Annotated in this window: 34 protein-coding genes and 1 tRNA gene; 16 read left to right on the top strand and 19 right to left on the bottom strand. The window is 56.4% G+C overall.

Going from position 1 to position 25,505, the window contains the following annotated elements; genetic code table 11:
* Positions 1–103 precede the first annotated feature (103 nt).
* The 3 genes from ACR0IK_RS23580 (at position 104) to ACR0IK_RS23570 (ending at position 2,597) form a co-directional block, all read left to right on the top strand.
* Positions 104–949: a hypothetical protein gene (locus tag ACR0IK_RS23580; protein WP_480643559.1), complete on the top strand. Its 846-nt coding sequence runs from the start codon at positions 104–106 to the stop codon at positions 947–949.
* Positions 950–1,093: 144 nt separating this feature from the next.
* Complete coding sequence (locus ACR0IK_RS23575) at positions 1,094–1,714, top strand: hypothetical protein (RefSeq protein ID WP_480643558.1); 621 nt, start codon at positions 1,094–1,096, stop codon at positions 1,712–1,714.
* Between the two features lie 268 nt (positions 1,715–1,982).
* Complete coding sequence (locus ACR0IK_RS23570; protein ID WP_480643557.1) at positions 1,983–2,597, top strand: hypothetical protein; 615 nt, start codon at positions 1,983–1,985, stop codon at positions 2,595–2,597.
* 230 nt (positions 2,598–2,827) lie between these two features.
* Here ACR0IK_RS23570 and ACR0IK_RS23565 read toward each other — a convergent pair whose 3' ends face one another.
* Both ACR0IK_RS23565 and ACR0IK_RS23560 read right to left on the bottom strand, forming a co-directional pair.
* Complete coding sequence (locus ACR0IK_RS23565) at positions 2,828–3,088, bottom strand: hypothetical protein (RefSeq protein WP_480643556.1); 261 nt, start codon at positions 3,086–3,088, stop codon at positions 2,828–2,830.
* A 127-nt stretch (positions 3,089–3,215) separates the two neighbouring features.
* A tRNA-Thr gene (locus ACR0IK_RS23560) sits at positions 3,216–3,291 on the bottom strand.
* 182 nt (positions 3,292–3,473) lie between these two features.
* Between ACR0IK_RS23560 and ACR0IK_RS23555 the strand changes: the two genes are divergently transcribed.
* On the top strand, positions 3,474–4,346 hold the full coding sequence (locus ACR0IK_RS23555; RefSeq protein ID WP_480643555.1) for a hypothetical protein: 873 nt from the start codon (positions 3,474–3,476) through the stop codon (positions 4,344–4,346).
* A gap of 225 nt (positions 4,347–4,571) precedes the next feature.
* Here ACR0IK_RS23555 and ACR0IK_RS23550 read toward each other — a convergent pair whose 3' ends face one another.
* On the bottom strand, positions 4,572–4,841 hold the full coding sequence (locus ACR0IK_RS23550) for a DUF2312 domain-containing protein (RefSeq protein ID WP_170445087.1): 270 nt from the start codon (positions 4,839–4,841) through the stop codon (positions 4,572–4,574).
* Between the two features lie 161 nt (positions 4,842–5,002).
* Here ACR0IK_RS23550 and ACR0IK_RS23545 point away from each other — a divergent pair, with 161 nt between their 5' ends.
* Positions 5,003–5,221 carry a hypothetical protein gene (locus tag ACR0IK_RS23545; protein ID WP_480593816.1) on the top strand — a complete coding sequence of 73 codons (219 nt, stop codon included), beginning with the start codon at positions 5,003–5,005 and terminating at the stop codon, positions 5,219–5,221.
* Between the two features lie 9 nt (positions 5,222–5,230).
* Here ACR0IK_RS23545 and ACR0IK_RS23540 read toward each other — a convergent pair whose 3' ends face one another.
* Positions 5,231–5,446 carry a hypothetical protein gene (locus ACR0IK_RS23540; RefSeq protein WP_480593817.1) on the bottom strand — a complete coding sequence of 72 codons (216 nt, stop codon included), beginning with the start codon at positions 5,444–5,446 and terminating at the stop codon, positions 5,231–5,233.
* A gap of 244 nt (positions 5,447–5,690) precedes the next feature.
* Here ACR0IK_RS23540 and ACR0IK_RS23535 point away from each other — a divergent pair, with 244 nt between their 5' ends.
* The 4 genes from ACR0IK_RS23535 to ACR0IK_RS23520 are packed head-to-tail and all read left to right on the top strand — an operon-like array spanning position 5,691 to position 7,881.
* A complete protein-coding gene (locus tag ACR0IK_RS23535) occupies positions 5,691–6,554 on the top strand; it encodes an MBL fold metallo-hydrolase (RefSeq protein ID WP_480643553.1) in 864 nt (287 codons plus the stop codon).
* Between the two features lie 32 nt (positions 6,555–6,586).
* A complete protein-coding gene (locus ACR0IK_RS23530) occupies positions 6,587–7,009 on the top strand; it encodes a YeeE/YedE family protein (protein ID WP_480643552.1) in 423 nt (140 codons plus the stop codon).
* Entirely contained in the window at positions 7,009–7,440 is a 432-nt protein-coding gene (locus ACR0IK_RS23525) for a DUF6691 family protein (RefSeq protein WP_480643550.1), read from the top strand. Before ACR0IK_RS23530 ends, ACR0IK_RS23525 begins: the two co-directional genes overlap by 1 nt.
* Positions 7,441–7,449: 9 nt before the next feature.
* On the top strand, positions 7,450–7,881 hold the full coding sequence (locus ACR0IK_RS23520) for a protein tyrosine phosphatase family protein (protein ID WP_480593821.1): 432 nt from the start codon (positions 7,450–7,452) through the stop codon (positions 7,879–7,881).
* A gap of 1 nt (position 7,882) precedes the next feature.
* Here ACR0IK_RS23520 and ACR0IK_RS23515 read toward each other — a convergent pair whose 3' ends face one another.
* The 5 genes from ACR0IK_RS23515 to ACR0IK_RS23495 form a co-directional block, all read right to left on the bottom strand.
* On the bottom strand, positions 7,883–8,989 hold the full coding sequence (locus tag ACR0IK_RS23515; RefSeq protein ID WP_480643548.1) for a FliM/FliN family flagellar motor C-terminal domain-containing protein: 1,107 nt from the start codon (positions 8,987–8,989) through the stop codon (positions 7,883–7,885).
* Positions 8,990–9,067: 78 nt separating this feature from the next.
* Positions 9,068–11,746, bottom strand: coding sequence for an ATP-binding protein (locus ACR0IK_RS23510; RefSeq protein ID WP_480643546.1), 2,679 nt, complete (start codon positions 11,744–11,746; stop codon positions 9,068–9,070).
* Positions 11,734–12,048, bottom strand: coding sequence for a hypothetical protein (locus ACR0IK_RS23505; RefSeq protein WP_480593824.1), 315 nt, complete (start codon positions 12,046–12,048; stop codon positions 11,734–11,736). Before ACR0IK_RS23505 ends, ACR0IK_RS23510 begins: the two co-directional genes overlap by 13 nt.
* Complete coding sequence (locus tag ACR0IK_RS23500) at positions 12,045–12,425, bottom strand: response regulator transcription factor (RefSeq protein ID WP_480643544.1); 381 nt, start codon at positions 12,423–12,425, stop codon at positions 12,045–12,047. Before ACR0IK_RS23500 ends, ACR0IK_RS23505 begins: the two co-directional genes overlap by 4 nt.
* Before the next feature lie 78 nt (positions 12,426–12,503).
* A complete protein-coding gene (locus tag ACR0IK_RS23495) occupies positions 12,504–13,799 on the bottom strand; it encodes a short-chain fatty acyl-CoA regulator family protein (protein ID WP_480643543.1) in 1,296 nt (431 codons plus the stop codon).
* 205 nt (positions 13,800–14,004) lie between these two features.
* Here ACR0IK_RS23495 and ACR0IK_RS23490 point away from each other — a divergent pair, with 205 nt between their 5' ends.
* From ACR0IK_RS23490 to aat, 4 genes are all read left to right on the top strand, one after another.
* Positions 14,005–14,541, top strand: a complete 537-nt coding sequence (locus ACR0IK_RS23490) for a LuxR C-terminal-related transcriptional regulator (protein ID WP_170326802.1) — start codon at positions 14,005–14,007, stop codon at positions 14,539–14,541.
* Between the two features lie 150 nt (positions 14,542–14,691).
* On the top strand, positions 14,692–15,189 hold the full coding sequence (gene accB, locus ACR0IK_RS23485; protein WP_480643541.1) for an acetyl-CoA carboxylase biotin carboxyl carrier protein: 498 nt from the start codon (positions 14,692–14,694) through the stop codon (positions 15,187–15,189).
* Positions 15,190–15,198: 9 nt separating this feature from the next.
* Positions 15,199–16,548, top strand: coding sequence for an acetyl-CoA carboxylase biotin carboxylase subunit (gene accC, locus ACR0IK_RS23480; RefSeq protein ID WP_480643540.1), 1,350 nt, complete (start codon positions 15,199–15,201; stop codon positions 16,546–16,548).
* A 48-nt stretch (positions 16,549–16,596) separates the two neighbouring features.
* The gene (gene aat / locus ACR0IK_RS23475; RefSeq protein WP_480643538.1) at positions 16,597–17,229 is read left to right on the top strand and encodes a leucyl/phenylalanyl-tRNA--protein transferase; all 633 of its coding nucleotides are present in this window, start codon (positions 16,597–16,599) and stop codon (positions 17,227–17,229) included.
* Here aat and ACR0IK_RS23470 read toward each other — a convergent pair.
* The 6 genes from ACR0IK_RS23470 to ACR0IK_RS23445 form a co-directional block, all read right to left on the bottom strand.
* Positions 17,184–17,552 carry a DUF2155 domain-containing protein gene (locus ACR0IK_RS23470; RefSeq protein ID WP_480643537.1) on the bottom strand — a complete coding sequence of 123 codons (369 nt, stop codon included), beginning with the start codon at positions 17,550–17,552 and terminating at the stop codon, positions 17,184–17,186. The two genes, aat and ACR0IK_RS23470, sit on opposite strands and share 46 nt — an antisense overlap.
* The gene (mlaD, locus tag ACR0IK_RS23465) at positions 17,549–18,001 is read right to left on the bottom strand and encodes an outer membrane lipid asymmetry maintenance protein MlaD (protein WP_480593831.1); all 453 of its coding nucleotides are present in this window, start codon (positions 17,999–18,001) and stop codon (positions 17,549–17,551) included. The genes ACR0IK_RS23470 and mlaD overlap by 4 nt, the downstream gene beginning before the upstream one ends.
* A 12-nt stretch (positions 18,002–18,013) precedes the next feature.
* Positions 18,014–18,397 (bottom strand): NADH:ubiquinone oxidoreductase subunit NDUFA12, encoded by a 384-nt coding sequence (locus ACR0IK_RS23460; RefSeq protein WP_480593832.1) that lies wholly within the window; start codon positions 18,395–18,397, stop codon positions 18,014–18,016.
* A 79-nt stretch (positions 18,398–18,476) separates the two neighbouring features.
* Complete coding sequence (locus tag ACR0IK_RS23455; protein ID WP_480643536.1) at positions 18,477–18,839, bottom strand: RidA family protein; 363 nt, start codon at positions 18,837–18,839, stop codon at positions 18,477–18,479.
* 63 nt (positions 18,840–18,902) lie between these two features.
* Positions 18,903–20,168, bottom strand: a complete 1,266-nt coding sequence (gene clpX / locus ACR0IK_RS23450; RefSeq protein WP_058282413.1) for an ATP-dependent Clp protease ATP-binding subunit ClpX — start codon at positions 20,166–20,168, stop codon at positions 18,903–18,905.
* A gap of 132 nt (positions 20,169–20,300) precedes the next feature.
* Positions 20,301–20,933, bottom strand: coding sequence for an ATP-dependent Clp protease proteolytic subunit (locus ACR0IK_RS23445; RefSeq protein WP_058282412.1), 633 nt, complete (start codon positions 20,931–20,933; stop codon positions 20,301–20,303).
* Positions 20,934–21,238: 305 nt separating this feature from the next.
* Here ACR0IK_RS23445 and ACR0IK_RS23440 point away from each other — a divergent pair, with 305 nt between their 5' ends.
* Both ACR0IK_RS23440 and ACR0IK_RS23435 read left to right on the top strand, forming a co-directional pair.
* Complete coding sequence (locus ACR0IK_RS23440; RefSeq protein ID WP_480593834.1) at positions 21,239–21,580, top strand: ArsR/SmtB family transcription factor; 342 nt, start codon at positions 21,239–21,241, stop codon at positions 21,578–21,580.
* A 133-nt stretch (positions 21,581–21,713) separates the two neighbouring features.
* Positions 21,714–21,851 carry an entericidin A/B family lipoprotein gene (locus tag ACR0IK_RS23435; RefSeq protein ID WP_480593835.1) on the top strand — a complete coding sequence of 46 codons (138 nt, stop codon included), beginning with the start codon at positions 21,714–21,716 and terminating at the stop codon, positions 21,849–21,851.
* Positions 21,852–22,964: 1,113 nt separating this feature from the next.
* On the opposite strand, the gene ACR0IK_RS23430 is transcribed toward ACR0IK_RS23435, so the two are convergent.
* From ACR0IK_RS23430 to ACR0IK_RS23415, 4 genes are all read right to left on the bottom strand, one after another.
* Positions 22,965–23,411, bottom strand: coding sequence for a hypothetical protein (locus tag ACR0IK_RS23430; RefSeq protein WP_480593836.1), 447 nt, complete (start codon positions 23,409–23,411; stop codon positions 22,965–22,967).
* 170 nt (positions 23,412–23,581) lie between these two features.
* On the bottom strand, positions 23,582–24,067 hold the full coding sequence (locus ACR0IK_RS23425) for a hypothetical protein (RefSeq protein ID WP_480643535.1): 486 nt from the start codon (positions 24,065–24,067) through the stop codon (positions 23,582–23,584).
* 116 nt (positions 24,068–24,183) lie between these two features.
* Positions 24,184–24,363, bottom strand: coding sequence for a CTP synthetase (locus ACR0IK_RS23420; protein WP_480643533.1), 180 nt, complete (start codon positions 24,361–24,363; stop codon positions 24,184–24,186).
* Between the two features lie 90 nt (positions 24,364–24,453).
* Positions 24,454–24,774: a hypothetical protein gene (locus ACR0IK_RS23415; RefSeq protein WP_480593839.1), complete on the bottom strand. Its 321-nt coding sequence runs from the start codon at positions 24,772–24,774 to the stop codon at positions 24,454–24,456.
* 285 nt (positions 24,775–25,059) lie between these two features.
* Between ACR0IK_RS23415 and ACR0IK_RS23410 the strand changes: the two genes are divergently transcribed.
* The gene (locus ACR0IK_RS23410) at positions 25,060–25,452 is read left to right on the top strand and encodes a hypothetical protein (RefSeq protein ID WP_480643532.1); all 393 of its coding nucleotides are present in this window, start codon (positions 25,060–25,062) and stop codon (positions 25,450–25,452) included.
* The last annotated feature ends 53 nt before the right edge of the window (positions 25,453–25,505 follow it).

Raw genomic sequence — 25,505 nt, 5'->3', positions numbered from 1 at the left:
GCAAATCCGCCGCATAATCAGACCAATCAGATGGGCCACATCCTCTCTTAGATCAGAGCGCCATCTGTCCCAAAATCCCTGACGACGGACACTTCGCGGAGACGTGCAAGCAACTGTTCCCGATCTCCGTGTGCTGGTTGCGAGGCCGATGGCAATCGACCTCGCCTATGCTGCAAGGAAAATCTTCTTCACTGAACAGGGATCGCTTGACATCCCCAAGATGTTGACCCTCGGCTCTGCACTGCAAAAAGGCGAAAGTAGTAATGCCGAAATTACAGAACTACTTGGTGGGCCATCTGAACACTTCTACAATTCTGCCATACGCAGTTCACTGCCCCTCAAAACACATATCTTTAATGTCGTTGAGCAGCTACATGACATAGATTGGAACAAAGTTGTTCCAACGTCTGAGGGCGGCCTCTTACAATCGGCCACCGATCTAATTACAGAATTTTCGAAAGTTGACAGCCTAGCTGGTGATCGAGAACAAGGTATTTGTCCAATCCCAACTTATGAGCTTTCCGAAAGTGATTGGGAGCTTTTTGAAACAACAAAGCACATTGATGAAGTACAGGATCGTCTCAAAGCACTTGAGATTTACCAATACTTCTATCCACCAACAGATCGTCTTGCTCTTGGTTTGCTTGATCGTGGCAGCACAACCGGCGATGCGTTGCAGACTGGCTTAACATTAACAGCGGAACACGGGCACGAGTTGTCGCAGAACTCTTTGATCGCTGAGACTTCCGATCTTCGGGAAATCGTCGAAGAGTTCAAAGAAAAAGGCTATCTGGTAGACGGTGACCTTACGCTTGAGATCACTGAAACTGGCCGCTTACTTAGACAGAACATTAGCGTTCGACCGAGTGAAGGTCTCATCGCTAAGATTTCCAAGATCATTTCTTTTAAAGTTGACATTAGTCTAAAGGATATTCTGGGACCAAAGTAGCCAGCACACTCAATCTGAAAATTGTTGCACTTCTCGTCATCCGCACTTCTTTTCTCGGAGTTTTAAACCGGTAGCGCGCTTAGAAATAAGCGCTTCGAAGCCCGAGGGCCATCTGAAAATCCCCTCCCTGAACACAAGGCAACTATGAACTACTCTTGGTGTGAAAATTACCACCTCGCTAAAGATTGGCAGACCCTCATAGGATCGCTGCTAGCTCTTACTGCTGCACTGTTAACTATTGCAGTGATGCTCTGGCAAACTGGCAATGAGAGGAAGCGATACAGGAACCAATTGAAACGAAAGAAGATGGCTGCGAGAGCACGGATGCCCGATGCTCTAAGTGAACTCATGGGATATGCTCGGGAAACGGGTAGATATCTGACAGAACAAACCAATGATAGGCCAACTCTCCCGACGCCATCGATCGAGGTCCTAAAGCAAGTTATCGAACACATCGACGATGATGCCGCTGCAAAAACATTTGAACTTGTATCATGGTATCAAGTTCAAAGGGCGCGCTTACAAGGTCTAAGCAACCCGCAACATGACACTGGATCGCTTTACGACATTGCTCTGCTCCATGCCCTAACAGACCGCCTTTTCGATTACGGGCGAAATGAAGCACAGACCACTTCAAGCGAACTACCATCTCAGCATGAGATGACAACAGCACTTAGAAACACTTTTGGTTTCGAATATGTGGTGAGGCACGAAGAACAGTTTTTTCCGCTGGTTGAACGAATTCAAAGGCGGCACCAAAGTTAGCCCGCGTTAGCGGGCGGTCCCCTACCCAAAGCCGCAAATCATCAGAATGTAACTTTGGCGGTGGCGTTAACCAATGCGTGCAAGGTTTATGGGTTCGCGTAGCGTCGGATCTCGAAAACGCGATTGCACGGGGCACAACGCAAGCAAAGAAAGGCCCTGCTAACGAGGGCCATCTGAAAATGCCCCTGCAGCTTCAATCCTAGGTTGAAGTACAAGAAATACTCGGCTTAAAGCACCTTCGAGCAAAAAGTAGAAAACGACGGATGCCATGACTGAGATGAACTACGCGGATGAACAGGGGCTATCAGCCAAAATCAAGCGGCATAAAGAATTCCTCTCACCGAGGCTCGATTGTGCGGTGAAAGGCCTTGTCATTGGCACACTCAGCGCTCCACCTACTCTAATTTTGCACTGGTTAAAAAACGACCCAGAGGAACTAAACCGAGGCGCTAACGCTGTGTTTAGTGTTGAGACTCAAGTCTTTATGTTTGCCATGCTATTGGGAACTTTAGCACTTGTTCCGTTAGTGCCCCTCATACTACGTCTAAGTGTATTCATCTATGACACGATACTGTTCGGGTTAGCGTTTTTGTTTGCAACAGCCGGTTGGTTCGGCATTGCATCATACGTTTTGGAAGACCCAGAAAAAGCAAAAAATGTGCTTCTGGGTCTTTGCATCGCACTCGTTCCGGTAACCCTCGCGATTTTGGCAATTGGCCCCCTCATTTTCGAAGACCTTGGAGAATACACCGTCCATAGAAACCGCTGGCGCGCATTCAAAGGGAAAAAACGGCTTTGGTGCTTGTTCTATGTAGTATGGGTCGCGGCATTCGCAGGTATTGCATATTACGCATCTTCAATAATTCAGTCGGCACCGAAATAGTCCATCATCGGAGAAGAAAGTTGTAGACGGGCAAGTGATTCTGGAACTTTTCGGCGCGGCTTAGAATGAAAACATGCGTGCCCCGTATTGCTTACCCGAAGCGACTGGAACAACGCAAATGGCGGAAGCGGCGTCAAAGTGGATGCAGCGACGAAGGAATTCCACAGCCAGTCAGCGTTTTTGGTAGTCAAACAAGCGTTGATGGAAAGCTACCCCTGCCCACAATGAGCTTACCAATATTCAACAGCTTCCAAAGCTTCCCGAAGGATCGCCAGTCCCTCCGGTGTATCGTTCAGGCGTGTCTTGTGGTTCCCCAGATGCCCTTGCCCTGACACATGCCCTGTGATGCCTCGGATAACGTCGTCGCTGCGCTGAGCGCGTTGCTGGCGGTCAACTTGCGGCGCGAGAGGATCAACCTGCTTCAAACTGTCAAACAGGCAATGCATGCCTGCAACGTCGCCATAGTCGCCTTCAACAGAATCGTTGTTCACATGCTCAACCGAACGCCGCAATATATCTTTGCAAGAGGCAAGTGAGTTAACTGTCCATAGAAGTGTCCATAGGAAAACTGGATCTCCCCTATAACTCATTGATATTTAAAGGTATTCTTTATATAAATGGTGCCCCCACACGGACTCGAACCGCGGACCTACTGATTACAAATCAGTTGCTCTACCAGCTGAGCTATAGGGGCACTTGGTGTCGATTACTTTCTCTTGTTGTGGACTGCAAGCCCATATTTTTATCTGAACTTAGGGATTGGCAGTTTTTCTGACTGCGCAAAGATCCTTCTGCGCAAACTGGCTTTGGTTTGACTGTTCTGGTCCCAGACGGTAACCCGGCAAGCGGGGCAAAAAGCAAGGACAAGAACCTAAAATGCAGATTGCTATCCACGCAGGCGTAGCTCTTACCGACGAGGGTCGGGTGTTAACCTCGTTGACAAAAAACGCATCCGCTTTGGCAACACAAGGCGTGGCCTTTTTTGGTCCGCGACGATACAAACGCGTGTTCAAACCAGCATTTGACGGGTTCGAAGTCGCCCCTACCGAGTTCTCGATCCAGAAGAAAATCAATGGCATTCTGCCCAGTGGGGGCACCCGACGTGCAATCTACACCAGCGCCAGTTTTGCAGGTGAACCTGAGTCAGCGCTGCGGGATGGGCATTTGTACCCTTTCGCAGGCCGCAGAATGGCATTGCTGGAACAGGGCTTCCACGACCACGAGGTTGAGCTCTTCATGGGACTTAGAAATCCGGGCAGCTTCGTCCCAAAACTGCTGATGTCACTGCCAGAGGAAGCACGCACCGACGCAATTCGGGATACTGATCTGAGCTGCCTAAGCTGGATTGGCATGATTGAAGACATCCGGGATCTTGCACCCAGTGTTCAGATTACTTTGTGGAGCAACGAAGACACCCCCTTTATCTGGGGTGACATCATTCGCGCTTTGGCTGACCTTGACGAAGACACGCCCTTGCAGGATGAGCACGAATTGTTGCTTTCTTTGCTGGATGAAGCCGGTCAGAACGAAGTCCTCACGCTGACCGATCAGGATGCGGGGCAAAGCAAGGCGAGCCTGCACGAACACATGGCTCGTATATTCGACAATCACGCGCAACCGGAAGAAATCGAAGAAGAACTGGACCTGCCCGGGTGGAGCACCGAAATCGTAGACGCATTTTCGGAACTTTATGAACAGGATCTAGAACGGCTTGGCGCAATTCCCGGAATTCGGGTTCTACAACCCTGATCGCGCTTTTGGGGGCACCGGTGTTCTGAAGCCGTCACTGTGCGGACATCCGACTTGAGGCCTTACCTGTATCACGCACGACCGACAGAAATCTCGAATCAATCCGCGCCTACTTCAAGGCCACCGCGGCCAGAAGAAGAAATCCTGTGGCGCGTGCCCCGGATCAACGCAATCCCTGCGGGGCACACATGTTTCGAACGTCTGAAGGTTACCGTCAGGCGAGCTTCAGCTCATGCCCAACGCTTCTTTATACATTTCCAGCACGGCCTCTTCCTCGGCGATATCGTCTTTGTCGCGTTTACGCAGAGCGATCACCTTGCGCATGACCTTGGTATCGTAGCCTCGGGCTTTGGCCTCGGCCATCACCTCTTTTTGCTGTTCCGCCAGATCCTTCTTTTCCGCATCCAGTCGCTCGAACCGTTCGATGAACTGGCGCAGCTCGCCTGCGGTTACGCGATAGTTGGCAGAGGCCTGATCTTCGGTCATGTCATCCATTTACGTCTCTCCCAGAGGTAGATTTCTGTTGCTATGCATCGGGCAATATGCCGGATACATCGCTGCCGCCCGCGCCGCAAGCGCCCAATCGCAGGCGGGCTTGTGTGAGCGGGGGTTCTCGGCTAAGCGCAAGTGAACGTGACAAGCAAATGTGGGGAACCATGTTCGAATTCATCACCTGGGGCGGCGCCGCCCTGTCGCTTGCCGGGCTTGTGGGCCTAGTCTGGTGTATTGGACACGTGATGAAAGCGCGCAAATCCGGCCTCTCGGACGAAGAACTGCGCGCTGTTGTTCAGGGTGTTCTGCCGTGGAATCTGGCTTCGTTATTTCTGTCAGTGATTGGCTTGATGGTGGTAATCCTAGGGATTTCCTTTGGCTAACCGACCAGCTTAGACTGGCAGGTTATCAAAGCGCGCCTCCATGGCATCTTCACACAGGGCTGCATCCAGTTGCCGCAAGCGCGATGGTATATGTATACCTTCCTGACGCATCCGTTCGATCACCTTGGTTACACTTGGCTGAAGGGCAAGTCGCGTATCCAGGCACGCGCCGTTGAGTTTTTTTTCAAGTTGCTCAGCTTCTGAATATAAATTGATTGACGACATCTCCATCCTCCCAAATGTCTTCATTTACTCCGATTTATGTGACCATTTTAAGACCCGCCCAGATTACCAAAAAATAGCGCGGGAATCCGCCGATGAACCCTGCCGCTCCGGTTGTTCAAAAGCGAATTGACTAGATTTTACTCATACTGAGACTTCCTTGCCTTGACCAGCATCAAATTACGCATGTTGATTATAATATATTCCATAATTAATATGTGAAATAACTACACCGGTGGAGGGCTACATGACACCCAATGTGAAAGCGTTTTTCGACCCCGAGACCTTTACGGTTTCCTACCTCGCGCAAGAACCCGAAGGCCTTTCCTGCGCGGTTATCGACAGTGTTTTGGATTTCGACCACGCCTCGGGCCGCACCAGCACGCGCTCAGCCGATCAGATCATTAACCATGTGCGGAAGAACAATCTGCGGGTCGATTGGATATTGGAAAGCCACGTCCACGCCGATCATCTGTCAGCGGCCCCCTATTTGCAGCAGGAACTGGGCGGTAAAATCGGTATCGGTGACCAGATCGTCACCATTCAGGAAACCTTCGGCAAGATCTTCAACGAAGGCACCGAGTTTCAGCGCGACGGTAGCCAGTTCGACGCCCTTTTTCGCGAAGGCGACAGTTTTCACGTTGGGCAGATGCGCGGTGACGTGCTGCACACGCCCGGTCATACACCGGCTTGTCTGACCTATGTGATCGGCGATGCAGCTTTTGTCGGCGACACCCTTTTCATGCCGGACTTCGGCACGGCGCGCTGCGACTTTCCCGGTGGGTCCTCTGCATTGCTGTATGACTCGATCCAGAAAATCCTGGCGCTGCCGGATGAAACGCGGGTTTTTGTCGGGCATGACTACAAAGCACCCGGGCGTGATGAATATGCCTGGGAAACAACAGTCGGCGAGCAGAAGGCGCTGAATGTCCACATTGGCCAAGGCCGCTCGATCGAGGAATTTGTCGAGATGCGCGACGCCCGGGACGCGACACTGGCCATGCCGCGCCTGATCCTGCCATCTCTGCAGGTCAACATGCGCGCAGGGCAAATGCCTCCGGCGGATGAACACGGCGACGTGTTTCTGAAGCTTCCCCTGAACAAACTCTGAAATACTGGCCGCAGCACAGCAAAGGACACGAAATGCATACAGACTGGATATGGGGCCTTGGCGGAGGCCTTCTTATTGGGCTTGGCGCGGCCGTTTACCTGCTGGGCAACGGGCGCGTCATGGGGGCCAGCGGAATTTTGGGAGGGTTGGTCGACAACAGCGACCGGTCGCTGGAAAGGCTGGGTTTTCTGGCAGGCGTGATCGGAATGCCCCTGTTGCTGCGCCCCCTGCTCTCTCCGGCACCCGAGACACATCTGACCAGTAATATCGCCGTGGTGATCCTCGCCGGTCTGCTTGTGGGGGTCGGAACGCGCATCGCCAACGGATGCACGTCTGGTCACGGCGTCTGCGGGATATCGCGCTTCTCGCTGCGCGGCATCGTCGCCACCCTGATCTATATCGGGGCCGGAGTTGTGACGATTACCTTGTTCCGTCATGTTTGGGGGGTGATCTGATGCGCGCACTGATTTCCCTTCTTTCAGGATCACTTTTCGGCGCAGGTCTGCTGCTGTCCGGTATGACCGACACGACCAAAGTACAAGGCTGGCTGGATTTTTTCGGGCACTGGGACCCAACGCTTGCCTTCGTGATGGGCGGAGCAATCCTGCCAATGCTGATTGCCTGGCGATTGACGACCTATCGACGCCCCCTAGCCGGCGGACAATTTCCGCAACCCGCCACACCAGAACTGGACCGCCGTCTAATCCTGGGTTCAGTGCTGTTCGGGATGGGCTGGGCGCTGGCGGGACTATGCCCCGGGCCTGCCCTTGCCTCGCTCAGCTTTGGTGGCGTTGGTGGTGCCGTCTTTGTGATTGCCATGCTCGCGGGAATGTACGCGGCACCAACTCTGAGCGCGCAACTGGACAGAGTCGCAAAGGCGGCCTAATCAATTGCCATGGAGATTCGCCCGATTACCCCCCGCTACGCCGTCTCGCCGCAAATCACGGTCGAGGACGTTCCAGCCATTGCTGAAGCTGGCTTTGTCAAAGTGATCTGCAACCGGCCCAATGTCGAAGTTCCGGTGAATATGCAATCGGATGCGATCGGTGAAGCAGTACGTGCCGCCGGACTGGAGTACGAAGTTCTGGAGCTGACCCACCAGACCATGACACCCGCGAATGTAGCCCTGCAACGCGAGCTGGCCGAAAGCTGCAACGGGCCGGTTCTGGCCTATTGCGCCTCGGGCACACGGTGTTCTGTGGTTTGGGCGCTGGGTCAGTGTGATCGGATGAGCACCGACGACATTCTGGATGCCACCACCAAAGCGGGTTACGCACTAGAAAACCTGCGCCCGACCCTTGACCAAATTCGCGGCGTAACCGGTTGATTTAACTACGACCGCCTGAATCTGTGTCCGATTGCTTCAGGCCGGCAAGTTGCGATATCTCGGCCACCATCCGGTCTGAATCGGTGAAATTTAGGTTGGACTTGAAATCGACTGTTACCCCTGGATCGAACGTAGTCTGTATTTGCGATAGTTCCGTTGGCGCGGGCAAGCCCGGATCAGGTCGCGGCGTTGTGGTCGAGCTAGCCTCAAGAAATTCCTCAGCATCAGATTGGGTTAACGCCGCCAGCGGCGCGTATTCGTTCAGACGTACCGCGCGCATCCCTCCGCATTGTCCCAACCGGCCAATTGCAGCACGGTTGCGATCAATTGTCAGGACTTCTGCACGTTCCAGCTTTGCCCCCGTCAGCGGCAGAACGTCACCCAATTTGAGGTGAGACAGAGATGCCAGAGGCAGCGACATGCGGCAGATCACCGTGTTCAGTTCGGCCCGCAATACCCCCGACGCATGTTCAAGATTTGGGCCCGTGCCGCCTTGCGTGACTTCGCCGGTATCCTCTGCGGTTCGGTCCGGCAGGATCACGGAAATCTGCCCTTGCCGCAAACCACCACCCAGTTCGACGGTCAGGTCAAACACCCGATACGCGTCTTCGACCATGGCCAGCGACAACGTGCGCAAATCAGCAAGACGGGCGGCAAATTCAAACCCCGACAAGCTGGATTGATCCAACTGTGCTTCAACCAAATTGACTGCGCGCGCCAAAGCATCTTCGATAAAAGGTGCCACCATTGCCCCATCCGTGTGCGTGAACGCGCGGGGCGAGGGTGCGTCCGCCATCACCTCGCCAATGGTTTGCACCTGAACGATGGCCGAAACCGCACCCAGATCCATGCAGACGGCCGCAGACATCCCGTCACCGTCGACAAACTGCAACAGCAGCCAGTCTTCCCCGACCTGTTCCGTCAACACATCCGACGTTCGGTGGTATTGTCTGGCGCCGATCACGACCATGGGCAGCTGCAATCGGTCCCCGGCGGCCCGGGCAAAGGCTAACCGCAGCGCCCGCAGGATCGAACGCGGCTTGTCACCTTGTTCTTCCTGCCCCACTGAAAGCTTGCGCGCCAATGCTGCGCTGACCGTTTGCGTCATGCCCCAAAACCGCTTGTGATTGCTGTATCCGACATTCGGTCTAACCCGGTTCAGGTTACGAATGTCTTTACAACCCTGTCACTGCGCCGCCTGTTGATAGGCTATTGGCAGTCTGACACGAAACGCCGCCCCGCCCTGCCCCGGCAGATAAGTGATTTCTCCGCCCAAACGCTGCATGATCTCACGGCAGATCGCCAGGCCCAACCCGGCGCCGCCAGCCTTGTCAACGCCCACGCGGGCAAATTTCTCGAACACCATGGAGCGGGCCTCGGGCGGGATGCCACTACCATTATCGGCGAAATCAATCACCACCTGCCCGCCGACATCATGGGCCGAGATCGTCAGCACAGGCTCATCGGCGTCACAGTATTTTTGTGCGTTGGAAATAAGGTTGATAAAGACCTGCCCTAACCGGTCCAGATCGGTTTGCAGCGGGATACGTTCAGCCGTTTTCGAGCGCCGCACCGTAAGGTTCCGGTTCGAGCCGGCCAGCGCGCTGGACACAGCCCGATCCAGCACCGAGCGCAGCGTGTCGTCACCGACATTCAAATTCACCCGCCCGCTTTCCAACACGCTCAGGTCCAGAAGGTCGTCCAGCAACCGGGTCAGGCGCAAGGCTTCGTCGTGAATGATCGCGGCATAACGCGTCTGCTCTTCCCCACTCAGCCCCTCGGTATCGCGCATGATCTCGGAAAACGCGCGGATTGACGTCATGGGGGTGCGCAGTTCGTGACTGACCTGGCTGAGGAAGCTGTCTTTCTGTTCCGAGATTTGCGTCAGCTTTGTGTTTGCCTCACGCAATTGCCGCGCGGTTCGGCTTAGTTCTGCGGATTTCACTTCCAGCTGGCTGGAGTATTCCAGAAGTTGCGCGGATTCATCTGCCACGGCCAGCAGGTCCTCGACCGACACCGAAGAGCCGCCGACGATCTGACCGATCATCGCATGGGCTGTCGCCGCCCCAACAGAGCCGCTCAACTCGCGCTCAAGCCTTTCCAGAAACACGGGGGTGGGTTCCGGCAGGCTGGAACGCCCGCCCTGCTGTTCCGCCTCGGCCTGAAAGAACTCCTGCGCGGGGCCTGCGCCCAGTATCCGCTGGGTCATGATCATCAGGTCTTCGCTTTGCGCAACCGAGCCAGACCAGCCGCGGGGCGCGACAGAATGATCGAAGACGTTGACGAATTGGGCCCCCTGCAGGCGCTCCAGCGGGCTGGGGAAACTTAGCAACGAGGCGATGCAGAATGCGATGGTGTTGAGGGACAGTGACCACATCACGGTATGTACCATCGGGTCCATCCCTTCGATCCCGAACAGGGCCTGCGGGCGCAACCAACCAAGACCGAACGGGCCGTTTTGCAGCACCGTCTCGGGCATCAACACTCCGTCCATCCCTGGCAGTAGCAAAGTGTAGACCCAAAGCAGAAACCCTACCGTCAACCCTACCAGGGCGCCGGTCCGTGTTGCCCCACGCCAGAACAGGCCGCCGACCAAAGCGGGTAGAATCTGGGAAACCCCAGCAAAGGCTATCAACCCGATCGAGGCTAGGGCCGCGCCGCCGCCGGACAACAGGTAGTAATAGTAGCCCAGCGCCATGATCACCGCGATTGACACACGTCGCGCCAACAGCACCACGTTCCTGACATCACCGGATACGGAACCTGACCCTTCCTGCGTACTCAGCCAGATCGGCATGACCACGTGGTTCGAAACCATCGTCGAAAGCGCCATGGCCGTCACGATGACCATGGACGTGGCCGAAGAAAAGCCCCCGATAAAGGACAGCATCGCCAGCCAGTCATTGCCCTGAGACAGTGGTACGGTCAGCACGAACAGGTCCGGGTTCGAACCTTCGGGCAACAGGTCCAGACCAACAACGGCAATGGGCACCACAAAAAGGCTCATCAACAGCAGGTACAGCGGGAAAGCCCACGCGGCGGTTCTCAGATGCCCCTCATCTGCGTTCTCGACCACCATCACCTGAAACATGCGCGGCAGGCAGACAAAGGCCGCTGCGGACAGAAAGATGAAAGTGGTCCAGCGCCCCGCGTCCACGTTCCATTGTCCGATCTCGGACGCATCGATGCGGTCCATCATTGGCCCGACGCCGCCCGCGACACCCCAGACCACAAAGGCTCCGACCGCAAGCAGGGCAAATAGCTTGACCACCGATTCCAGCGCAATGGCTGTGACAACCCCGTGGTGGCGTTCGTTGACGTCCAGATTGCGGGTGCCGAACAGGATGGCGAACACGGCCAGCCCGGCCGCAACCCAGAACACGCTGGAGCCTTCACGATAGAGGCCGGAGGGGTCAGCCTCGGCAAAAATCGAAAATGACAGAGTGATGGACTGCAGCTGCAGCGCGATATAGGGGGTGCCGCCCAGCACCGCCAGAATGGTCACGCAGATTGCCAGCGTGTTGGACTTTCCATAGCGGGAGGAAATCAGGTCGGCAATCGAGGTCACCCTCTGACTGCGCCCGACCCGCACCAGTTTGCGCAGACCCCACCACCAGCTGATCATTACCAACGTCGGGCCCAGATAGATCGTGACGAACTCCAGCCCCGACCGCGCGGCGTTGCCGACAGCACCATAAAACGTCCACGCGGTGCAGTAGATCGACAGCGACAGCGTATAAATCAACGGCGATCGCAGCCATGCCCCCCGCCCGGCGGCAGCCATTCTGTCGGCAGCAAACGCGACGCCGAACAGCAGAACAACATAGCCCAGGCAAACCAGAATCAGAATGTTCAGCGTTGCCATCGGTCCGTCTCGGGTTCGGATTCATCGTGGGTCCCCATGCGTCTGGCGGCAAATCCAAACACCAGACTGGCCAGGATCATCGCTACCCAGCAAGTGAAGATGTAAAAGATCGCAGAAGACAACGACACGCCCTCCTGCGTGTCTTGACCATCGGGCCATAACAACGGGATGGCCACTAAGGCCGCGCCCAGAAAGGGCAGCAGTCGGGCGGCATCCGACAATCTGCGGCGACGATAGCTCTGCCGCTCTAGAAACAGCGAAGGCCGGACGCCCGTAGGCTGACGGTCTTCGTCCGAACTCATGACTGCGTTGCCTGCGCGTGCAGGTCCCGCACAGCAGTCAACATCTCGGTATTGGAAAACGGCTTGGTCATGAAACGGCTGACCCCGGCGTTTTCGGCCATCTCCCGATCCCGGGACTGCCCTCGGGCGGTCAGCATCAGAACCGGCAGGTTCTGCATACCGTCCACGTCGCGCAGGTCTCGTAAAATCTCCATCCCGCTTTTGCCCGGCAGCATCACGTCAAGAATAACAAGATCCGGATTTGCGCCCTGAATAACCTGCAGTGCGTCGCTGCCTTCGGCGTGCGTTTCAACCTGCCAACCCTCACGTGTCAGCAGGAACCGAATGGCCTCGGCAATGTTCGGCTCATCCTCAATTAGCAGAACCCTGCGGCTCATGATTATCTGTCCTCCCCGTGACGGGTCGTAAACTGATCGACCCGTCTCTGCCAGCTTACGCGTTCTGTCAGGAATCTGTCAAAAACCTTCGCTCAGAATCGACGGTTCACGACGGGATGCGCAATCGCTGCTGGGGCAAACCCTGCAGCTGGGACCAACCCGGGCAACCACTTGATCATCCTGCGCAACATCCTCGACCGACCGCACCAACATTATCGAACGATAGACCGGCCCGTCATCAAAGCCGGTTATGTGCTGCGGCCACGCATAGGCGTAGCAATCGAACACCGCCGCAGTCCGCCCAAGCTGTACGATGCGTTTGCGGATGGGGACCAACGGCCGGTTCAACGCCTGAAACAGCGGCCACAGGGGGCAGGCCTCACCAAAGCGCGGCATGGCAAAACCAGTCACGGATTTGCTGAACAGAATACTGCCGGAGGCATCGCACACCACGAGCCCAGTCGGCCGCCCAAGATACCCGCCCGGCAGAGTCGCCAACCGCCTAAGCACCGTTGCAACGTTAACTGAAAACCGCGCCGCCAGTTGCAGCGGGTCCAGAGGGGCCTCAGCTAGCGCAGCCTGCAGTTGGTCCAGTGGTATTACCCGGGCATCCGCGGCGTAAACTTTGAGAAAGTCGCTGGTCAAGGTTCTTGCCGCGCTCGAGTCCAGATCACTTAGGTCAATATCCACTTCCCCTCCGCCCCTTTCGATCTCGGGGAAATGGTGCTCGTGCGCCTCGAAAAACGCTTCAACATCTTCCAACGGTACGCCGCGGTGATCGCCGTCAGAATCGCTTTCATCCAAATATGCGACCAGCGACTTGGAGCTTTCAGCCAAACGCTCAGCATCCTGGTGTAGGTTGCTGTGAAAACGGTCCTGCCATTCGGGTTCGATGTCCTGCGTATCCGCTAGGATCGCAGCGGTTGACCGAATCGCAGCAGCGGTTGACAGAACCTCGTGCATCGAGGCCGCCAGGTGCGGGTCGTGAGTCAGACGGTCCGACAACGTTTCCACGGTGCGCTCCAACGACACGACCCGGCGGTGCATCTGCGCCAACACCCCCGCCCATCCGGGAAACCGCCCGGCGAACTCCTCGAGCCCGTCCAGTTCCGCCTGCTGGCCAACGGCATCGGCCGCGGCCTCGCGCAGCGCCGCTATCAACGTGGCCTCGACCCCCCGCGTCAGAACCGACGGTTCCACGGCCAGCGTTGCCGCGATATCGACCAGCAACTTGCCGCCAATCCGGCGGCGATTATGTTCGATAAGGTTCAGATATGACGCTGAAATCCCGACCTGACGCGCAAGTTCCGCCTGCCGGAGACCGGCAATCTGACGCCTTTCCCGAATACGGCTGCCTGTCAGCGTATCGCGCATGTTCTCACCGCTTCCAAAGCGAAACCATAGGATATTAACCTCAACCTATTTTCAGAACTCTTGATTTATTTCTATAGGTTAAGCCGTAGTTTTCATAGGTCATTTACAATCTTGACAAAACGCGATCGCCCGATGCGGGCAATGTCCATGCAGAATCTGCGCGGGCCCCCTTCTATTTCTGCTGAAATCCCGGCACGATAGCCGCATGAGCGATCCCGCCTTTGAATATGCACCAATTGGGCTTGTCGAGTTGGAGAACCGGATCATCCGGCGCTGCAATCTGCAGTTCGCCCGAACCTTTGGTGGTGAGGCCGCCGACTACCGCAACATGCCCCTGTTGCACCTTTATCCGTCAGTGGCGGACTGGGAACGTATCGGTGCACGCAGCCTGCAGGTGATGCGCGACACCGGTTATTACACGGACGAACGCGTCATGCGGCGACGCAACAGCGACCTGTTCTGGTGCCGCGCGCGCGGACGCTCACTGACCCCCGACGACCCGTTTCGCCACGGAATCTGGAGCTTTTCAGACATCTCGGAAGAACGCCCCTTGGTCGAACTGACCGCGCGCGAACGCGAGGTCGCGATCTTGTCCTGCCGCGGCCTGTCCGCCAAGGAAATCGGAGCCGAACTGGACCTCAGCTATCGCACGATCGAGGCCTACCGCGCCCGCCTTTTGGAAAAATTCGGGGCCCGCAAACTGCCCGAACTGGTGGCGAAACTATCGGGAATGCCGCTGTAATCTCCTTTCCCCTCGAAATCTTCGTTAAAACCGCCATCTGACAGGCCCAGACGCGCTTTTCATGGCCGGGCGCATGGCTTATAACGCTGCGTAATCAGACCAAAGCCCGCATGGAACAGACGGGCCAAAGGGGAACCGTCGAGGACACTCATGACAGACACCAAACACGAAGCGGATGTGGCATTCATCAAGGCACTGGCCGAACTGCTGCGCGAGAACGACCTGACCGAGTTGCAGGTCAAACGCGAATATGGCGAGGAAGACAGCCTGAACGTGCGCGTTAGCCGCATGAACCAGGCCGTAGCCGCTCCGGTTCAAGTCGCGGTTCCGGCCGCCGCACCGGTCGCACCGGCTGCCGCACCGGCACCTGCCACCGCTGAGGCACCCGCAGCGCAGGAAGATCCGGCCAGCCACCCCGGGGCTGTGACCTCGCCCATGGTCGGCACCGTGTATATGCAGCCCGAACCCGGTGCGCCCGCGTTCATCTCGGTTGGTGCATCAGTATCCGAAGGCGATACGCTGCTGATCGTCGAAGCAATGAAAACCATGAATCACATCCACGCGCCCAAGTCCGGCACCATCAAGCGCATTCTGGTGGGTGACGGCGACGCTGTAGAATTCGGCACCCCTCTGGTCATCGTTGAGTAAGGCGGTCCAATGTTCGACAAGATCCTGATTGCCAACCGAGGCGAGATCGCCCTGCGCGTTATCCGCGCCGCGCGCGAGATGGGGATTAAGACGGTCGCCGTCCACTCCACCGCCGACAGTGACGCGATGCATGTGCGCATGGCTGACGAGTCGGTGTGCATCGGCCCGCCGCCCAGCCCGCAAAGCTATCTGTCCGTGCCCGCGATCATTTCGGCCTGTGAAATCACCGGCGCGCAAGCGATCCACCCCGGCTATGGCTTCCTGTCCGAGAACGCAGAATTCGTGCAGATCGTCGAGGACCACGGCATCACTTTCATCGGTCCAACCGCGGAACATATCCGCATCATGGGCGACAAGATCACCGCCAAGGAAACCATGAAGGCGCTGGGTGTGCCTTGCGTTCCCGGTTCGGACGGCGGCGTGCCCGATCTGGCCACCGCCAAGAAGATCGGTGAAGAATTCGGCTATCCCGTCATCATCAAAGCCACCGCTGGCGGTGGCGGGCGCGGCATGAAAGTCGCGCAGAGCGCGGGTGAGATGGAAAGCGCTTTCATGACCGCCCGCGCCGAAGGCAAGGCCGCCTTTGGCAATGACGAGGTCTATATCGAGAAATACCTGACCACACCTCGCCATATCGAGATTCAGGTCTTTGGCGACGGTAAGGGTAAGGCGGTCCACCTGGGTGAGCGCGACTGTTCCCTGCAGCGTCGTCACCAGAAGGTATTCGAAGAGGCCCCCGGCCCCTGCATCACCCCGGAAGAACGCGCCAAGATCGGTAAGGTCTGTGCGGATGCTGTTGCCAAGATCAACTATATCGGCGCGGGCACCATCGAGTTCCTCTATGAGAATGGCGAGTTCTATTTCATCGAAATGAACACCCGCCTGCAGGTGGAACACCCGGTGACCGAAGGCATCTTTGGTGTCGATCTGGTGCGCGAACAAATCCTTGTCGCCGCTGGTGAGGACATGTCGTTCGGTCAGGACGATCTGGAGATCAACGGTCACGCCATCGAGGTTCGGATTAACGCCGAAAAGCTACCGAACTTCTCACCCTGCCCGGGCAAAATCTCGGCCTATCACGCGCCGGGAGGACTGGGTGTGCGGATGGATTCGGCTCTGTATGACGGGTATTCGATCCCGCCCTACTACGATTCTCTGATTGCCAAACTGATTGTTCAGGGCCGTGACCGGGCCGAGGCGCTGGCGCGTCTGGAACGGGCTTTGGGTGAACTGATCGTGGACGGCATCGACACCACCGTACCGCTGTTCCACGCCCTGTTGCAGGAGCCCGACATCCACAGCGGCAACTACAACATCCACTGGCTGGAGCGCTGGCTTGCGGAGAATATGGCCAATTAACTCAGTGGGGTCGAAGGGTGCCAACCCTTCGACCTTCGGGCATTCTGCATGAGCCTTTCCCCGGAACTCTTATTGCACGGATACTCCATCGGCATTTTTCCGATGGCAGAGAACCGCGACGCTGCAGAGCTGTTCTGGGTTGATCCCAAATTTCGCGGTATCTTTCCCCTCGACGGCTTTCATGTTTCGCGTAGCCTTGCGCGCCGTATCCGCAAATGCGGGTATTCAGTAACGATCAATCAGGACTTTGCCAGGGTCGTCGATGGCTGCGCGGATCGCGCAGACACTTGGATCAACACCGAGTTGCGGGACCTTTATCTGCAAATTCACGACTTGGGCCACGCGCACTCGCTTGAGGTGTGGGAGGCCGACCATCTGGTTGGCGGCGTCTACGGTGTTGCACTGGGAGCTGCATTCTTTGGGGAAAGCATGTTCTCGCGCCGGAAGGACGCGTCAAAAATCGCTCTGGCCTATCTGGTGGACCGCCTGCGGCAATCCGGGTTTCAGTTGTTCGATGCGCAGTTTCTGACTGCGCATCTGGCGTCATTGGGTGCGATTGAAATTCCTCGAACGCAATACCGGCGGGATCTGGATGACGCGATCAGCGCGAGCGCAGATTTTACCGCACCACTGGATCAGTCACCCGAAGGGGTTATACAGCGGATTACCCAGACGTCGTAACGCGCGTGATCCAGTGCGTTCAGCGCCGGCGATGTGGCAATCATCCAACCATCAAACAATTGATCCGGCTTGCCTTTTTCCCAGATCGTCAGATAGGCAAAAGCATCACCGGTCGGGTTCTCAGCCGGGTACCGGCATTCCCCAAGCGCCACGTCCAGACCAAAAACCGTTGTGGTCTCGCCGTTCTGCATTTCCACATCTACGGTCTGGCCATTGACCTTATCCAAGCCCCGCAGGATCGCCCCGGGGCCTGACTGCGCCTTTTGCTGTGCCACTGCGCCCGTGGCGGCCAGCAGCGCCGCGATCAGGGCAAAACGCCTCATTCGCCGCCGTCCCCGGCCACGAATTTGACCAGCAGCGAGATCAGGCTGACAGCGCCTTGCGTGTCTTCGACCTGATCGCCGGGCTCAAAATAGAACGGAGAACCGCCCGGCATCACCTCAACGAAATTACCGCCCAGCAAACCTTCGGACGAAATGACGATGGCGCTGTCATCAGGCACCTGGATGCCGTCCGCAATCGAGAATGTCGTGTCCGCGCGATAGGTGTCCGGGTTCAGAGTTACGCCCGTTACAGTGCCGATCTTTACCCCGGCCAGACGCACGTCTGTGCCCACACCCACACCTTCGAGCGAGCGGAAAGAGGCCTCAAGCTGATATCCAGCGGCACCCTGCGACAGGCCGGTGGACTGGCTGGCATAAACGCCAAAGGCTACTGCGCAGGCCAGAACGGCCCCACCGACAAGAACTTCGGTAACGTTATAGGTCGACATTGCTCGCCTCGTCTATTCCGGGCTCCAGGCCTCGTAATCCGTGCGCTTGACCGGGTCTTGCCGGCGCAATGACCCCGCAGGTGTATAAGCCAGAGCTGTGCCCGTCAGGTTCTCCTGATGCGGTTTTTCCCAGGACTTGTGCTGCAGCGGCTTATCGGTCGGCGGCTCATCCCAAGTGCGGTGCAACCATCCGTGCCAATCGGGGTCGATCCGGCTAGCCTCGGCTTCGCCGTTGAAAATCACCCAGCGCTTGCTGTCGTCAGCATTGCGGTAGAAGATATTGCCTTCGTTGTCTTCACCGACTTTCTCACCTTTCCGCGCAGTATAGATCTGCGTGTTCAAGGTGGCCCCGTTCCACCAGGTTACGGCCCGCAAAAGACTGTTCAGGATACCCATCGGCTGCCTCCGACATTTCTGTTCCTGCAGATATGGACCAAAGGCTCGCCAAGGTCCAGTGCCACTAGGGCCGCACCTGCTATTCCGGCGAATATGCCGTTACCTCGATTTCGATCCGAAATTTCGGGTCGATCAAACCGCATTCAATCATCGTTGTGACCGGGGGGTTGTCACCGAAATACTCCCGCAGAATCGGCCAGCAAGGTTCGAATTCTGACCGGTCCGGAAGCATGTAGGTCACGCGCACAACGTCGGCAAAACTTGCCCCGGCCTTGGTCAGTGCCTTTTCGATCGTTTCAAGTGCGGAACGGCATTGAATGACCACATCATCACCCTGCCCGACCGTTCCGGCGACATGAACCCAACCACCGGCAACCACCGCGCGGCAATAGCCGATTTTGGCCTCAAATTCTCCGCCTGAGGAAATGCGTTTGATCGTCATAGTGCGCCTCACATGAAAACGGCGCGGTCAGTGCCGCGCCGTGATTGGTAATTCGGCTTGAACTTATCCGGCCGAGGCCGATTCAGCCGCATCCGCGTAGATGATCAAAGGCTGCTTGTCGGACGACACGGCTTCTTCGTTGACCACAACTTCGGTCACGTTCTTCATGCCCGGCAACTCGAACATCGTATCCAGAAGGATATCTTCCAGGATCGAACGCAGACCACGCGCACCAGTTTTCCGTTCGATGGCTTTCTTCGCAATCGACTTCAGCGCATCGTCGGTAAAGGCCAATTCGGCATCTTCCAGTTCGAACAGGCGCTGGTACTGCTTGACCAGAGCGTTTTTGGGCTTGGTCAGGATGGTGACCAGAGCATCCTCGTCCAGGTCTTCCAGCGTCGCCAGAACCGGTAGACGTCCGACGAATTCCGGGATCAGGCCGAACTTCAGCAGGTCTTCCGGTTCGAGATCCTTAAAGATTTCGCCCACGCCGCGCTCATCATTGTCGCGCACATCGGCGCCAAAGCCCATGGCCGACCCCTTGCCGCGCTGCGCGATGATCTTGTCCAGACCGGCAAACGCACCACCGCAGATAAACAAGATGTTCGTTGTATCCACCTGTAGGAATTCCTGTTGCGGATGCTTGCGGCCGCCTTGCGGCGGCACACTGGCCACAGTACCTTCCATCAGCTTCAACAGAGCCTGTTGCACGCCCTCACCCGACACATCGCGGGTAATCGAGGGGTTCTCGGACTTGCGCGTGATCTTGTCGACCTCGTCGATATAGACGATGCCGCGCTGCGCACGTTCGACGTTGTACTCGCTGGCCTGCAGCAGTTTCAGGATGATGTTTTCGACATCTTCACCCACATAACCGGCTTCGGTCAGCGTGGTCGCATCCGCCATGGTGAACGGCACATCCAGAATACGTGCCAGCGTCTGCGCCAGCAAGGTCTTACCGCAACCGGTCGGGCCGATCAGCAGGATGTTGGACTTGGCCAACTCGATATCGCTGCCCGCTTTCTGGGCATGGTTCAACCGCTTGTAATGATTGTGAACAGCAACAGACAGAACCCGCTTTGCCGTGGCCTGACCGATCACATAGTCGTCCAGAACTTCGCAAATGTCCTTGGGTGTCGGAACACCATCCGAAGATTTCAGCCCACTGGCCTTCGTCTCTTCGCGGATGATGTCCATGCACAGTTCGACGCATTCATCGCAGATAAAAACGGTCGGTCCAGCAATCAGCTTGCGCACCTCATGCTGGCTTTTGCCGCAGAAGCTACAGTAGAGCGTGTTCTTGCCGTCGCCGCCTGAATTCGTCGCCATGTTCTACCTTTCGGGCTTCGTCCCTGCGGTCCCCCTCGGACCGCTTGCCGCCTATTGGTGCAGCTTAGGCCAGCACCGAGACGGCTACAATCTCAAAATGCGCCTCCGCACAACGCGCACAGAGGCTCAACCTCAGGCCTCGTCACCGTCCATTTTGGCGCGGTTTTCGACGATTTCGTCGATGTGACCCCAATCTTTCGCCTCTTCCGGGCTCATGAAATTGTCACGATCCAGCGCCTTTTCAACCGCCTTTTTGGTCTGGCCGGTATGACGCACGTATATGTCATACAGGCGATCCTTCAGCTTCTGCGTCTCGGCCGCATGAATCATGATGTCGCTAGCCTGACCCTGATAGCCACCGCTGGGCTGGTGCACCATGATGCGGCTGTTGGGCAGCGAGAACCGCATTCCCTTCTCGCCACCGGCCAGCAAAACTGACCCCATCGAAGCCGCCTGACCGATGACCAATGTTGAACATTTCGGCTTGATATACTGCATTGTGTCGTAAATCGACAAACCGCTGGTCACAACACCGCCAGGCGAGTTGATGTAGATCGAGATTTCTTTGCTGGGATTTTCCGCCTCGAGATGCAGCAGCTGGGCAACGACCAGATGACTCATCCCGTCATGGATCGGCCCGTTGATGAAGATGATCCGCTCTTTCAGAAGGCGCGAGAAGATATCGTAGGCGCGTTCGCCCCGGCTGGTCTGTTCGACCACCATCGGGACGAGCGTATTCATATAGGTATCAACTGGATCGAACATTCTGAACCTGCCTGCTTTGCTATGGATCGGGACATTACCCGAAGAAACGTTACCCAAGTCTTAGTGTCGCCACAGGGGGGCTGCAAGGGGGACCGGAGACTTCATGCCCTGCAGCCGGAATTTGAGTGTTGAACCTGCTCTTTCGTAACCAGTTCGGACAGCGCCACACAAATAGACGCCCTCACATCACATCATTTTGATTCATGCATATGGAAATACATGCGCAAAATAAGTAATCAAGGCTCTCAACTCTGAGAACCCGCACTCAAAGCCCGCTCTGTTTTCGAGCAAACAAGGAAAAAACGATGGCCCTTCCCCAGCTTTCGCAAGATATGCCTCCCGAGTCGTTCGACAAGATGGTTGAAAACGCAACGCGCGCGTCGAATTTCCTAAAAGCCATCAGCCACGAAGGTCGCTTGATGATCCTGTGCCATCTGGTGTCAGGTGAAAAATCAGTAACCGAGCTAGAAGGGTTGCTGTCCGCCCGTCAGGCGGCCGTGTCCCAGCAGCTGTCCCGTTTGCGCCTTGAAGGTCTGGTAACGCCACGCCGCGAGGGCAAGGCGATCTACTATCGTCTGGCGGATGACCGCCCGCGTCGCTTGATCGAACTGATCTACGATATGTTCTGCGGCGAAGACAAAGGCTGATTGCACAATCCTGTCGCGTTCTGATCGCCGTGCTTGGTTCGGCGACCCTTAAAGACCAAACAGGCCTCAAAGCACTGGTTCAATTCAAGGAAAACTGCTACGCAACACAAGACTAACACGAATGGAGATACTGATGATCCGTGCATTTCTGATTGGGCTTGCCCTGTTCACCCTCACCGCCTGCGAAACCACAAAGGGCGCTGGCAAAGACATTGAGAAAGCGGGTGACGCGATTCAGAACGCAGCCACGGACGTTCAGGAGAACCTTTGACGCCCTAGGTATCGTTAGGTCGCAAAGCGGGCACCCAGCATACAGTTGAAGATCAGCCGACCTGCCGCAGGGTTCGGCTTACAGGTGGATAGGCGTTGCATTGCGTTTCCGACAGGACAGCGGGTCTTGTGAACACACAAAATCCCGCTTTCCTGTCAAACAAGGGTAAAGTGGCAGCCTGTTTCAAGCCGAAATACGGCAAAAGGAAAAGGCGTCAGGTGCGCGGACGCTGTCCATGCACGTATCCTAGCGGACACTCCTGACGCCTTGCCGGGTCGACACGTCCGGGGGACGTCCCGAGCCAGTTGCCCTGGCCCTGATAGGAACCAAGGCCGCCATGCCGCGCCAACAGGCACCTCACAGCCCGCGCCGGCCTTCTGAGAGGCTGGTCACCTGACCCGGATGCGAAATCCCGATCAACTGTCCATCCACCGGTAAGTCTCTGCGCAACGAGTCAAATCCTAAAATTCGCCCTCACAGCGCCGACCCCCTGGCCTTTGCGCCCCACCCAGGCTCCTGGGAACCTTTGTGGTAGGGTGATCGTTGCACCAGGGCCGGGGTCCGGCAAGAGAATAGCACTGCAGCATGAAATTTAGCCGGGGATAACGTGTTTATATCCTTTGGGAGCGTTTTGGGGATAACTCTGGAAGTCGCGCGACACGGCCAGTTTGAGGCAGGAAAACTTTGCGCAACGCCAAAACGCCCATTCAGACTGCGTTTCTGCGACTGCAAAGGGGTTAAAACGACACCTAAGTTTGAAAATTGCGTGTCCTGTGCCGATTTTCGGTTCCGCGATTCGAATACAGCCCGAGTCTCACACGTCCAATAGACATGGAAACGGAACCAGAGCCGGACGCGCGCCCTGCTCCTCCTGCAACGCCGTGCTGAAGGTTCACGAGCTCAGGATCGCCCATGTCGGGCTATACCTCAATCCGGCATGTAGCGATCCAAACCCTGTCGCAGGCAGCGCAGTGGCCGTCCGACCTGCCTCTTTCCGTCAGAGGCTTTGGTTCCGTCTCCTGCGAAGCGCTCCGACCCGACCGGGATTACCTATTATGCGCTGCTCCACATCGCAGCCAGTACCCCCTACAGACCGCTCGGGCCGAAAACGCTTCAGTTCACCTGACGTTCCAGAACGGTGCTGTAGGTCGTTCCGTTTCGCAGGCTACGGAAATCCGCAAAGATCTTTCCGTCTTCGTACCGGGCATCGATCAACGCATTCGCACCGATGACCAGTGGTGAGGTTTCGATGATCCCGATGCTGCCTGACCCATCGAGGCTGATGGTGCCGGTGGCCTCATTCACATTCCACTCGGTGTCGCCATCGCGCCGCCATTTGCTGGGGCCCCAGAAGACGTTTTCCTCCTGAATCTGGATATCCAGCATCCACTCGGCCTGATTGAACCGGGGTTCATCGCCGCGATGCGTATGAGATGGCGAGACGGTCGTATACGACCCCAGCCATGTTCCGCGCAGGTCCGGCGCATCGGCCAAAGCGGCCGTTCCTAGGGTGAGGGTCGCGGCCAGAGCGGCTGCTCCGGCAGTCATGTATCTGGTCATTGGCTCTCTCCTCCAAAACAGTGGCCGTCCTTGGCCTGCTAAACAGATTGGAAGCGAGAGAGCCGGATACAACTTACCTAAGGGAAACTTCATCTGTGGTTCATTGATCCCTCAGACGACTCCAGTGGACGGGGACACAGCCCCCGCCTTAATTCATTGTAAAAGTTACTTTATTCGACCGAAATACTACCATTGATCGTATTCACGAATTTCCTGGTATCGGGGTCGGTCAGAGATGAAAAGCTTCCACCTCCGGTTGCGCTGGCCCAGTTGCCCGAGCCGCCCGAAACCGTCCATTCACCGGTCAAGGCGCCGTCCTCACCGATCCCCGTGGCCGTCCAGGTCATCACCGCCTTTTCCCCTGCGGCAGTGTCGAACAGGCAATTCCCGGTGCCCGAGACCCCGGCCCCATTGATCAGCACCGCGCCGAAGCACGATCCACTCGCCCCTTCCAGAGGGTGCCCGGCGGCGACCTCGAAACTTTCGTAATCGGTCTGCGTATTCACCACCGCGTGGCCGTCCGAGATGCCATAGACCTGGTTCGCATTCGTCCCCATGCCTTTGCTGGTGGCGTCATAGGTTTCTGCCACGGACAGGCCTGCGGACAGGCCGAGCGTCAGGGCTATGGTTGCGGTCGCAATTAGGAACTTGTGCATAATAACCTCTCATTTCTGAGGGTCAGGCGTTGCAAGCATGTAAAGAAAAAACCGCCTGAACGCGGTCCCCCGTGCGGAGGATAACACATTCCGATCTTTGCGTCTAAACCGGGCGTTCAGCTTTCGAGCTTGCGGGCCACCAGAAACGAGACCGGAAACGCCGCCACAAACCCAACAACCGCAGCGATCAGCAGGGTTGTCCACGATGCGTGGCCCATGACCAGAACCGCGATCACAGCGGACCCGGCAAGGGTGGAACCAAGGAAGATGTGAAGGATCAGTGTCAGCGGCGACATAGGGGCCTCGTGTTTTACCAGTCTGTTTCCGCGGACAATAGAATTGAGATCGGGAACCCTCCTTGATCTGTGTCAGAAAGCGCAGCGCGATCAGGCCCATGCCAGTGCCGTTCCCACCAAAACAAGGCCAATCCCCGCGACCTCACGGTACGAGAAATTCTCTCCGAACAAAAAATACGAGGCAATGGCGATCAGGATGACCTCGGCCCCCAGAATGCCGGTATAGATGATACCCAGCCGTTCCTCGCGCAGCGCTGCAAGCTCCAGCGTTGCTCCGGCAAGCAGGGTCGCAACGATCAGCAGGCCAAGGCCCACGCCGGGGAGTTTCCACCAGAACTTCATCGCAATCATGGCCACGGAATAGAGACCCGCCGACCCGAGGGCGATGATGGGGATCATGGATGTGGACATCTGCGCCTCCTGCCGAGGGTTCCGTTGGGTCAAGTGTAGCAGGAGGGAGGGGTTGGGGCTGTGAGGTGGGTCACAGTGGAGTGGGGGAATAGTGGTGAGGAGTTATCCGGCCGTAAGGGAAGTAAGTGTATGGTGGAGACCCTTGCGGTACGCATTTCGTCCATCAAAGTAACGGATAGGGCCACCAACAACCAATGGCTTCTATGCCATTGTTTTTTCACACGCATTGCTTGAACATTGCTCTTCGCAAAACTATCCTAGAGGTACCAATTCTCGGAGGCGAAAGTGCTTGAACAGGTCAAACAATTTGATGATGAAACTATTCAAAAACTATTTGGAACAGATACAGCGGAAGACGAAGACCCAGTCAGGTTAAAAGAGTATTTCTTTAAAAACAAAAGTTACCAGAACATTCGCTCAAGTTTGCCACTCAGAATTCTAGTTGGGCACAAGGGTATCGGTAAGAGCGCGCTCTTAAGAATGTCGCACTTAGAGGACATAGATGAGGGAACGCTGTCACTATGGATTCAACCAAACGATTTGATCTTGGAAAATTCCAAGGACAAAACCTTTTTGGAAAAAATTTCCGGGTACAAAAAGTTAATTAGCCGCGCTATCTACCACAAAGCATTGGAAAGCCTAGGCTCAGGACCCATTGATTTCCGTATAGCGGCGTGATTCACGGTTCGAAAACGAGCGGTGAACATGTCTGATCTTTTCTGGCTTACAGA

Source organism: Ruegeria sp. BF7 (assembly GCF_056538605.1).
The sequence above is the reverse complement of the archived record's forward strand: the minus strand, read 5'-3'. Positions and strand labels throughout refer to the sequence as shown.

Excerpts from the sequence above, each read along its gene's own strand:
- ACR0IK_RS23460 (WP_480593832.1), bottom strand. The coding sequence starts at position 18,397 with ATGGGTATCCTGAACAGTCTTTTGCGGGCCGTAACCTGGTGGAACGGG.
- ACR0IK_RS23505 (WP_480593824.1), bottom strand. The coding sequence starts at position 12,048 with ATGAGTTCGGACGAAGACCGTCAGCCTACGGGCGTCCGGCCTTCGCTG.
- ACR0IK_RS23510 (WP_480643546.1), bottom strand. The coding sequence starts at position 11,746 with ATGGCAACGCTGAACATTCTGATTCTGGTTTGCCTGGGCTATGTTGTT.
- clpX (WP_058282413.1), bottom strand. The coding sequence starts at position 20,168 with ATGGCGACGAATTCAGGCGGCGACGGCAAGAACACGCTCTACTGTAGC.
- ACR0IK_RS23550 (WP_170445087.1), bottom strand. The coding sequence starts at position 4,841 with ATGGATGACATGACCGAAGATCAGGCCTCTGCCAACTATCGCGTAACC.
- ACR0IK_RS23435 (WP_480593835.1), top strand. The coding sequence starts at position 21,714 with ATGATCCGTGCATTTCTGATTGGGCTTGCCCTGTTCACCCTCACCGCC.
- ACR0IK_RS23445 (WP_058282412.1), bottom strand. The coding sequence starts at position 20,933 with ATGTTCGATCCAGTTGATACCTATATGAATACGCTCGTCCCGATGGTG.
- ACR0IK_RS23430 (WP_480593836.1), bottom strand. The coding sequence starts at position 23,411 with ATGACCAGATACATGACTGCCGGAGCAGCCGCTCTGGCCGCGACCCTC.
- ACR0IK_RS23555 (WP_480643555.1), top strand. The coding sequence starts at position 3,474 with ATGCAGATTGCTATCCACGCAGGCGTAGCTCTTACCGACGAGGGTCGG.
- ACR0IK_RS23530 (WP_480643552.1), top strand. The coding sequence starts at position 6,587 with ATGCATACAGACTGGATATGGGGCCTTGGCGGAGGCCTTCTTATTGGG.
- accC (WP_480643540.1), top strand. The coding sequence starts at position 15,199 with ATGTTCGACAAGATCCTGATTGCCAACCGAGGCGAGATCGCCCTGCGC.
- ACR0IK_RS23525 (WP_480643550.1), top strand. The coding sequence starts at position 7,009 with ATGCGCGCACTGATTTCCCTTCTTTCAGGATCACTTTTCGGCGCAGGT.
- ACR0IK_RS23470 (WP_480643537.1), bottom strand. The coding sequence starts at position 17,552 with ATGAGGCGTTTTGCCCTGATCGCGGCGCTGCTGGCCGCCACGGGCGCA.
- ACR0IK_RS23420 (WP_480643533.1), bottom strand. The coding sequence starts at position 24,363 with ATGTCGCCGCTGACACTGATCCTTCACATCTTCCTTGGTTCCACCCTT.
- ACR0IK_RS23425 (WP_480643535.1), bottom strand. The coding sequence starts at position 24,067 with ATGCACAAGTTCCTAATTGCGACCGCAACCATAGCCCTGACGCTCGGC.
- aat (WP_480643538.1), top strand. The coding sequence starts at position 16,597 with ATGAGCCTTTCCCCGGAACTCTTATTGCACGGATACTCCATCGGCATT.
- ACR0IK_RS23515 (WP_480643548.1), bottom strand. The coding sequence starts at position 8,989 with ATGACGCAAACGGTCAGCGCAGCATTGGCGCGCAAGCTTTCAGTGGGG.
- ACR0IK_RS23455 (WP_480643536.1), bottom strand. The coding sequence starts at position 18,839 with ATGACGATCAAACGCATTTCCTCAGGCGGAGAATTTGAGGCCAAAATC.
- mlaD (WP_480593831.1), bottom strand. The coding sequence starts at position 18,001 with ATGTCGACCTATAACGTTACCGAAGTTCTTGTCGGTGGGGCCGTTCTG.
- ACR0IK_RS23575 (WP_480643558.1), top strand. The coding sequence starts at position 1,094 with ATGAACTACTCTTGGTGTGAAAATTACCACCTCGCTAAAGATTGGCAG.
- ACR0IK_RS23535 (WP_480643553.1), top strand. The coding sequence starts at position 5,691 with ATGACACCCAATGTGAAAGCGTTTTTCGACCCCGAGACCTTTACGGTT.
- ACR0IK_RS23490 (WP_170326802.1), top strand. The coding sequence starts at position 14,005 with ATGAGCGATCCCGCCTTTGAATATGCACCAATTGGGCTTGTCGAGTTG.
- ACR0IK_RS23500 (WP_480643544.1), bottom strand. The coding sequence starts at position 12,425 with ATGAGCCGCAGGGTTCTGCTAATTGAGGATGAGCCGAACATTGCCGAG.
- ACR0IK_RS23495 (WP_480643543.1), bottom strand. The coding sequence starts at position 13,799 with ATGCGCGATACGCTGACAGGCAGCCGTATTCGGGAAAGGCGTCAGATT.
- ACR0IK_RS23545 (WP_480593816.1), top strand. The coding sequence starts at position 5,003 with ATGTTCGAATTCATCACCTGGGGCGGCGCCGCCCTGTCGCTTGCCGGG.
- ACR0IK_RS23415 (WP_480593839.1), bottom strand. The coding sequence starts at position 24,774 with ATGTCCACATCCATGATCCCCATCATCGCCCTCGGGTCGGCGGGTCTC.
- ACR0IK_RS23540 (WP_480593817.1), bottom strand. The coding sequence starts at position 5,446 with ATGTCGTCAATCAATTTATATTCAGAAGCTGAGCAACTTGAAAAAAAA.
- ACR0IK_RS23520 (WP_480593821.1), top strand. The coding sequence starts at position 7,450 with ATGGAGATTCGCCCGATTACCCCCCGCTACGCCGTCTCGCCGCAAATC.
- ACR0IK_RS23570 (WP_480643557.1), top strand. The coding sequence starts at position 1,983 with ATGACTGAGATGAACTACGCGGATGAACAGGGGCTATCAGCCAAAATC.
- accB (WP_480643541.1), top strand. The coding sequence starts at position 14,692 with ATGACAGACACCAAACACGAAGCGGATGTGGCATTCATCAAGGCACTG.
- ACR0IK_RS23440 (WP_480593834.1), top strand. The coding sequence starts at position 21,239 with ATGGCCCTTCCCCAGCTTTCGCAAGATATGCCTCCCGAGTCGTTCGAC.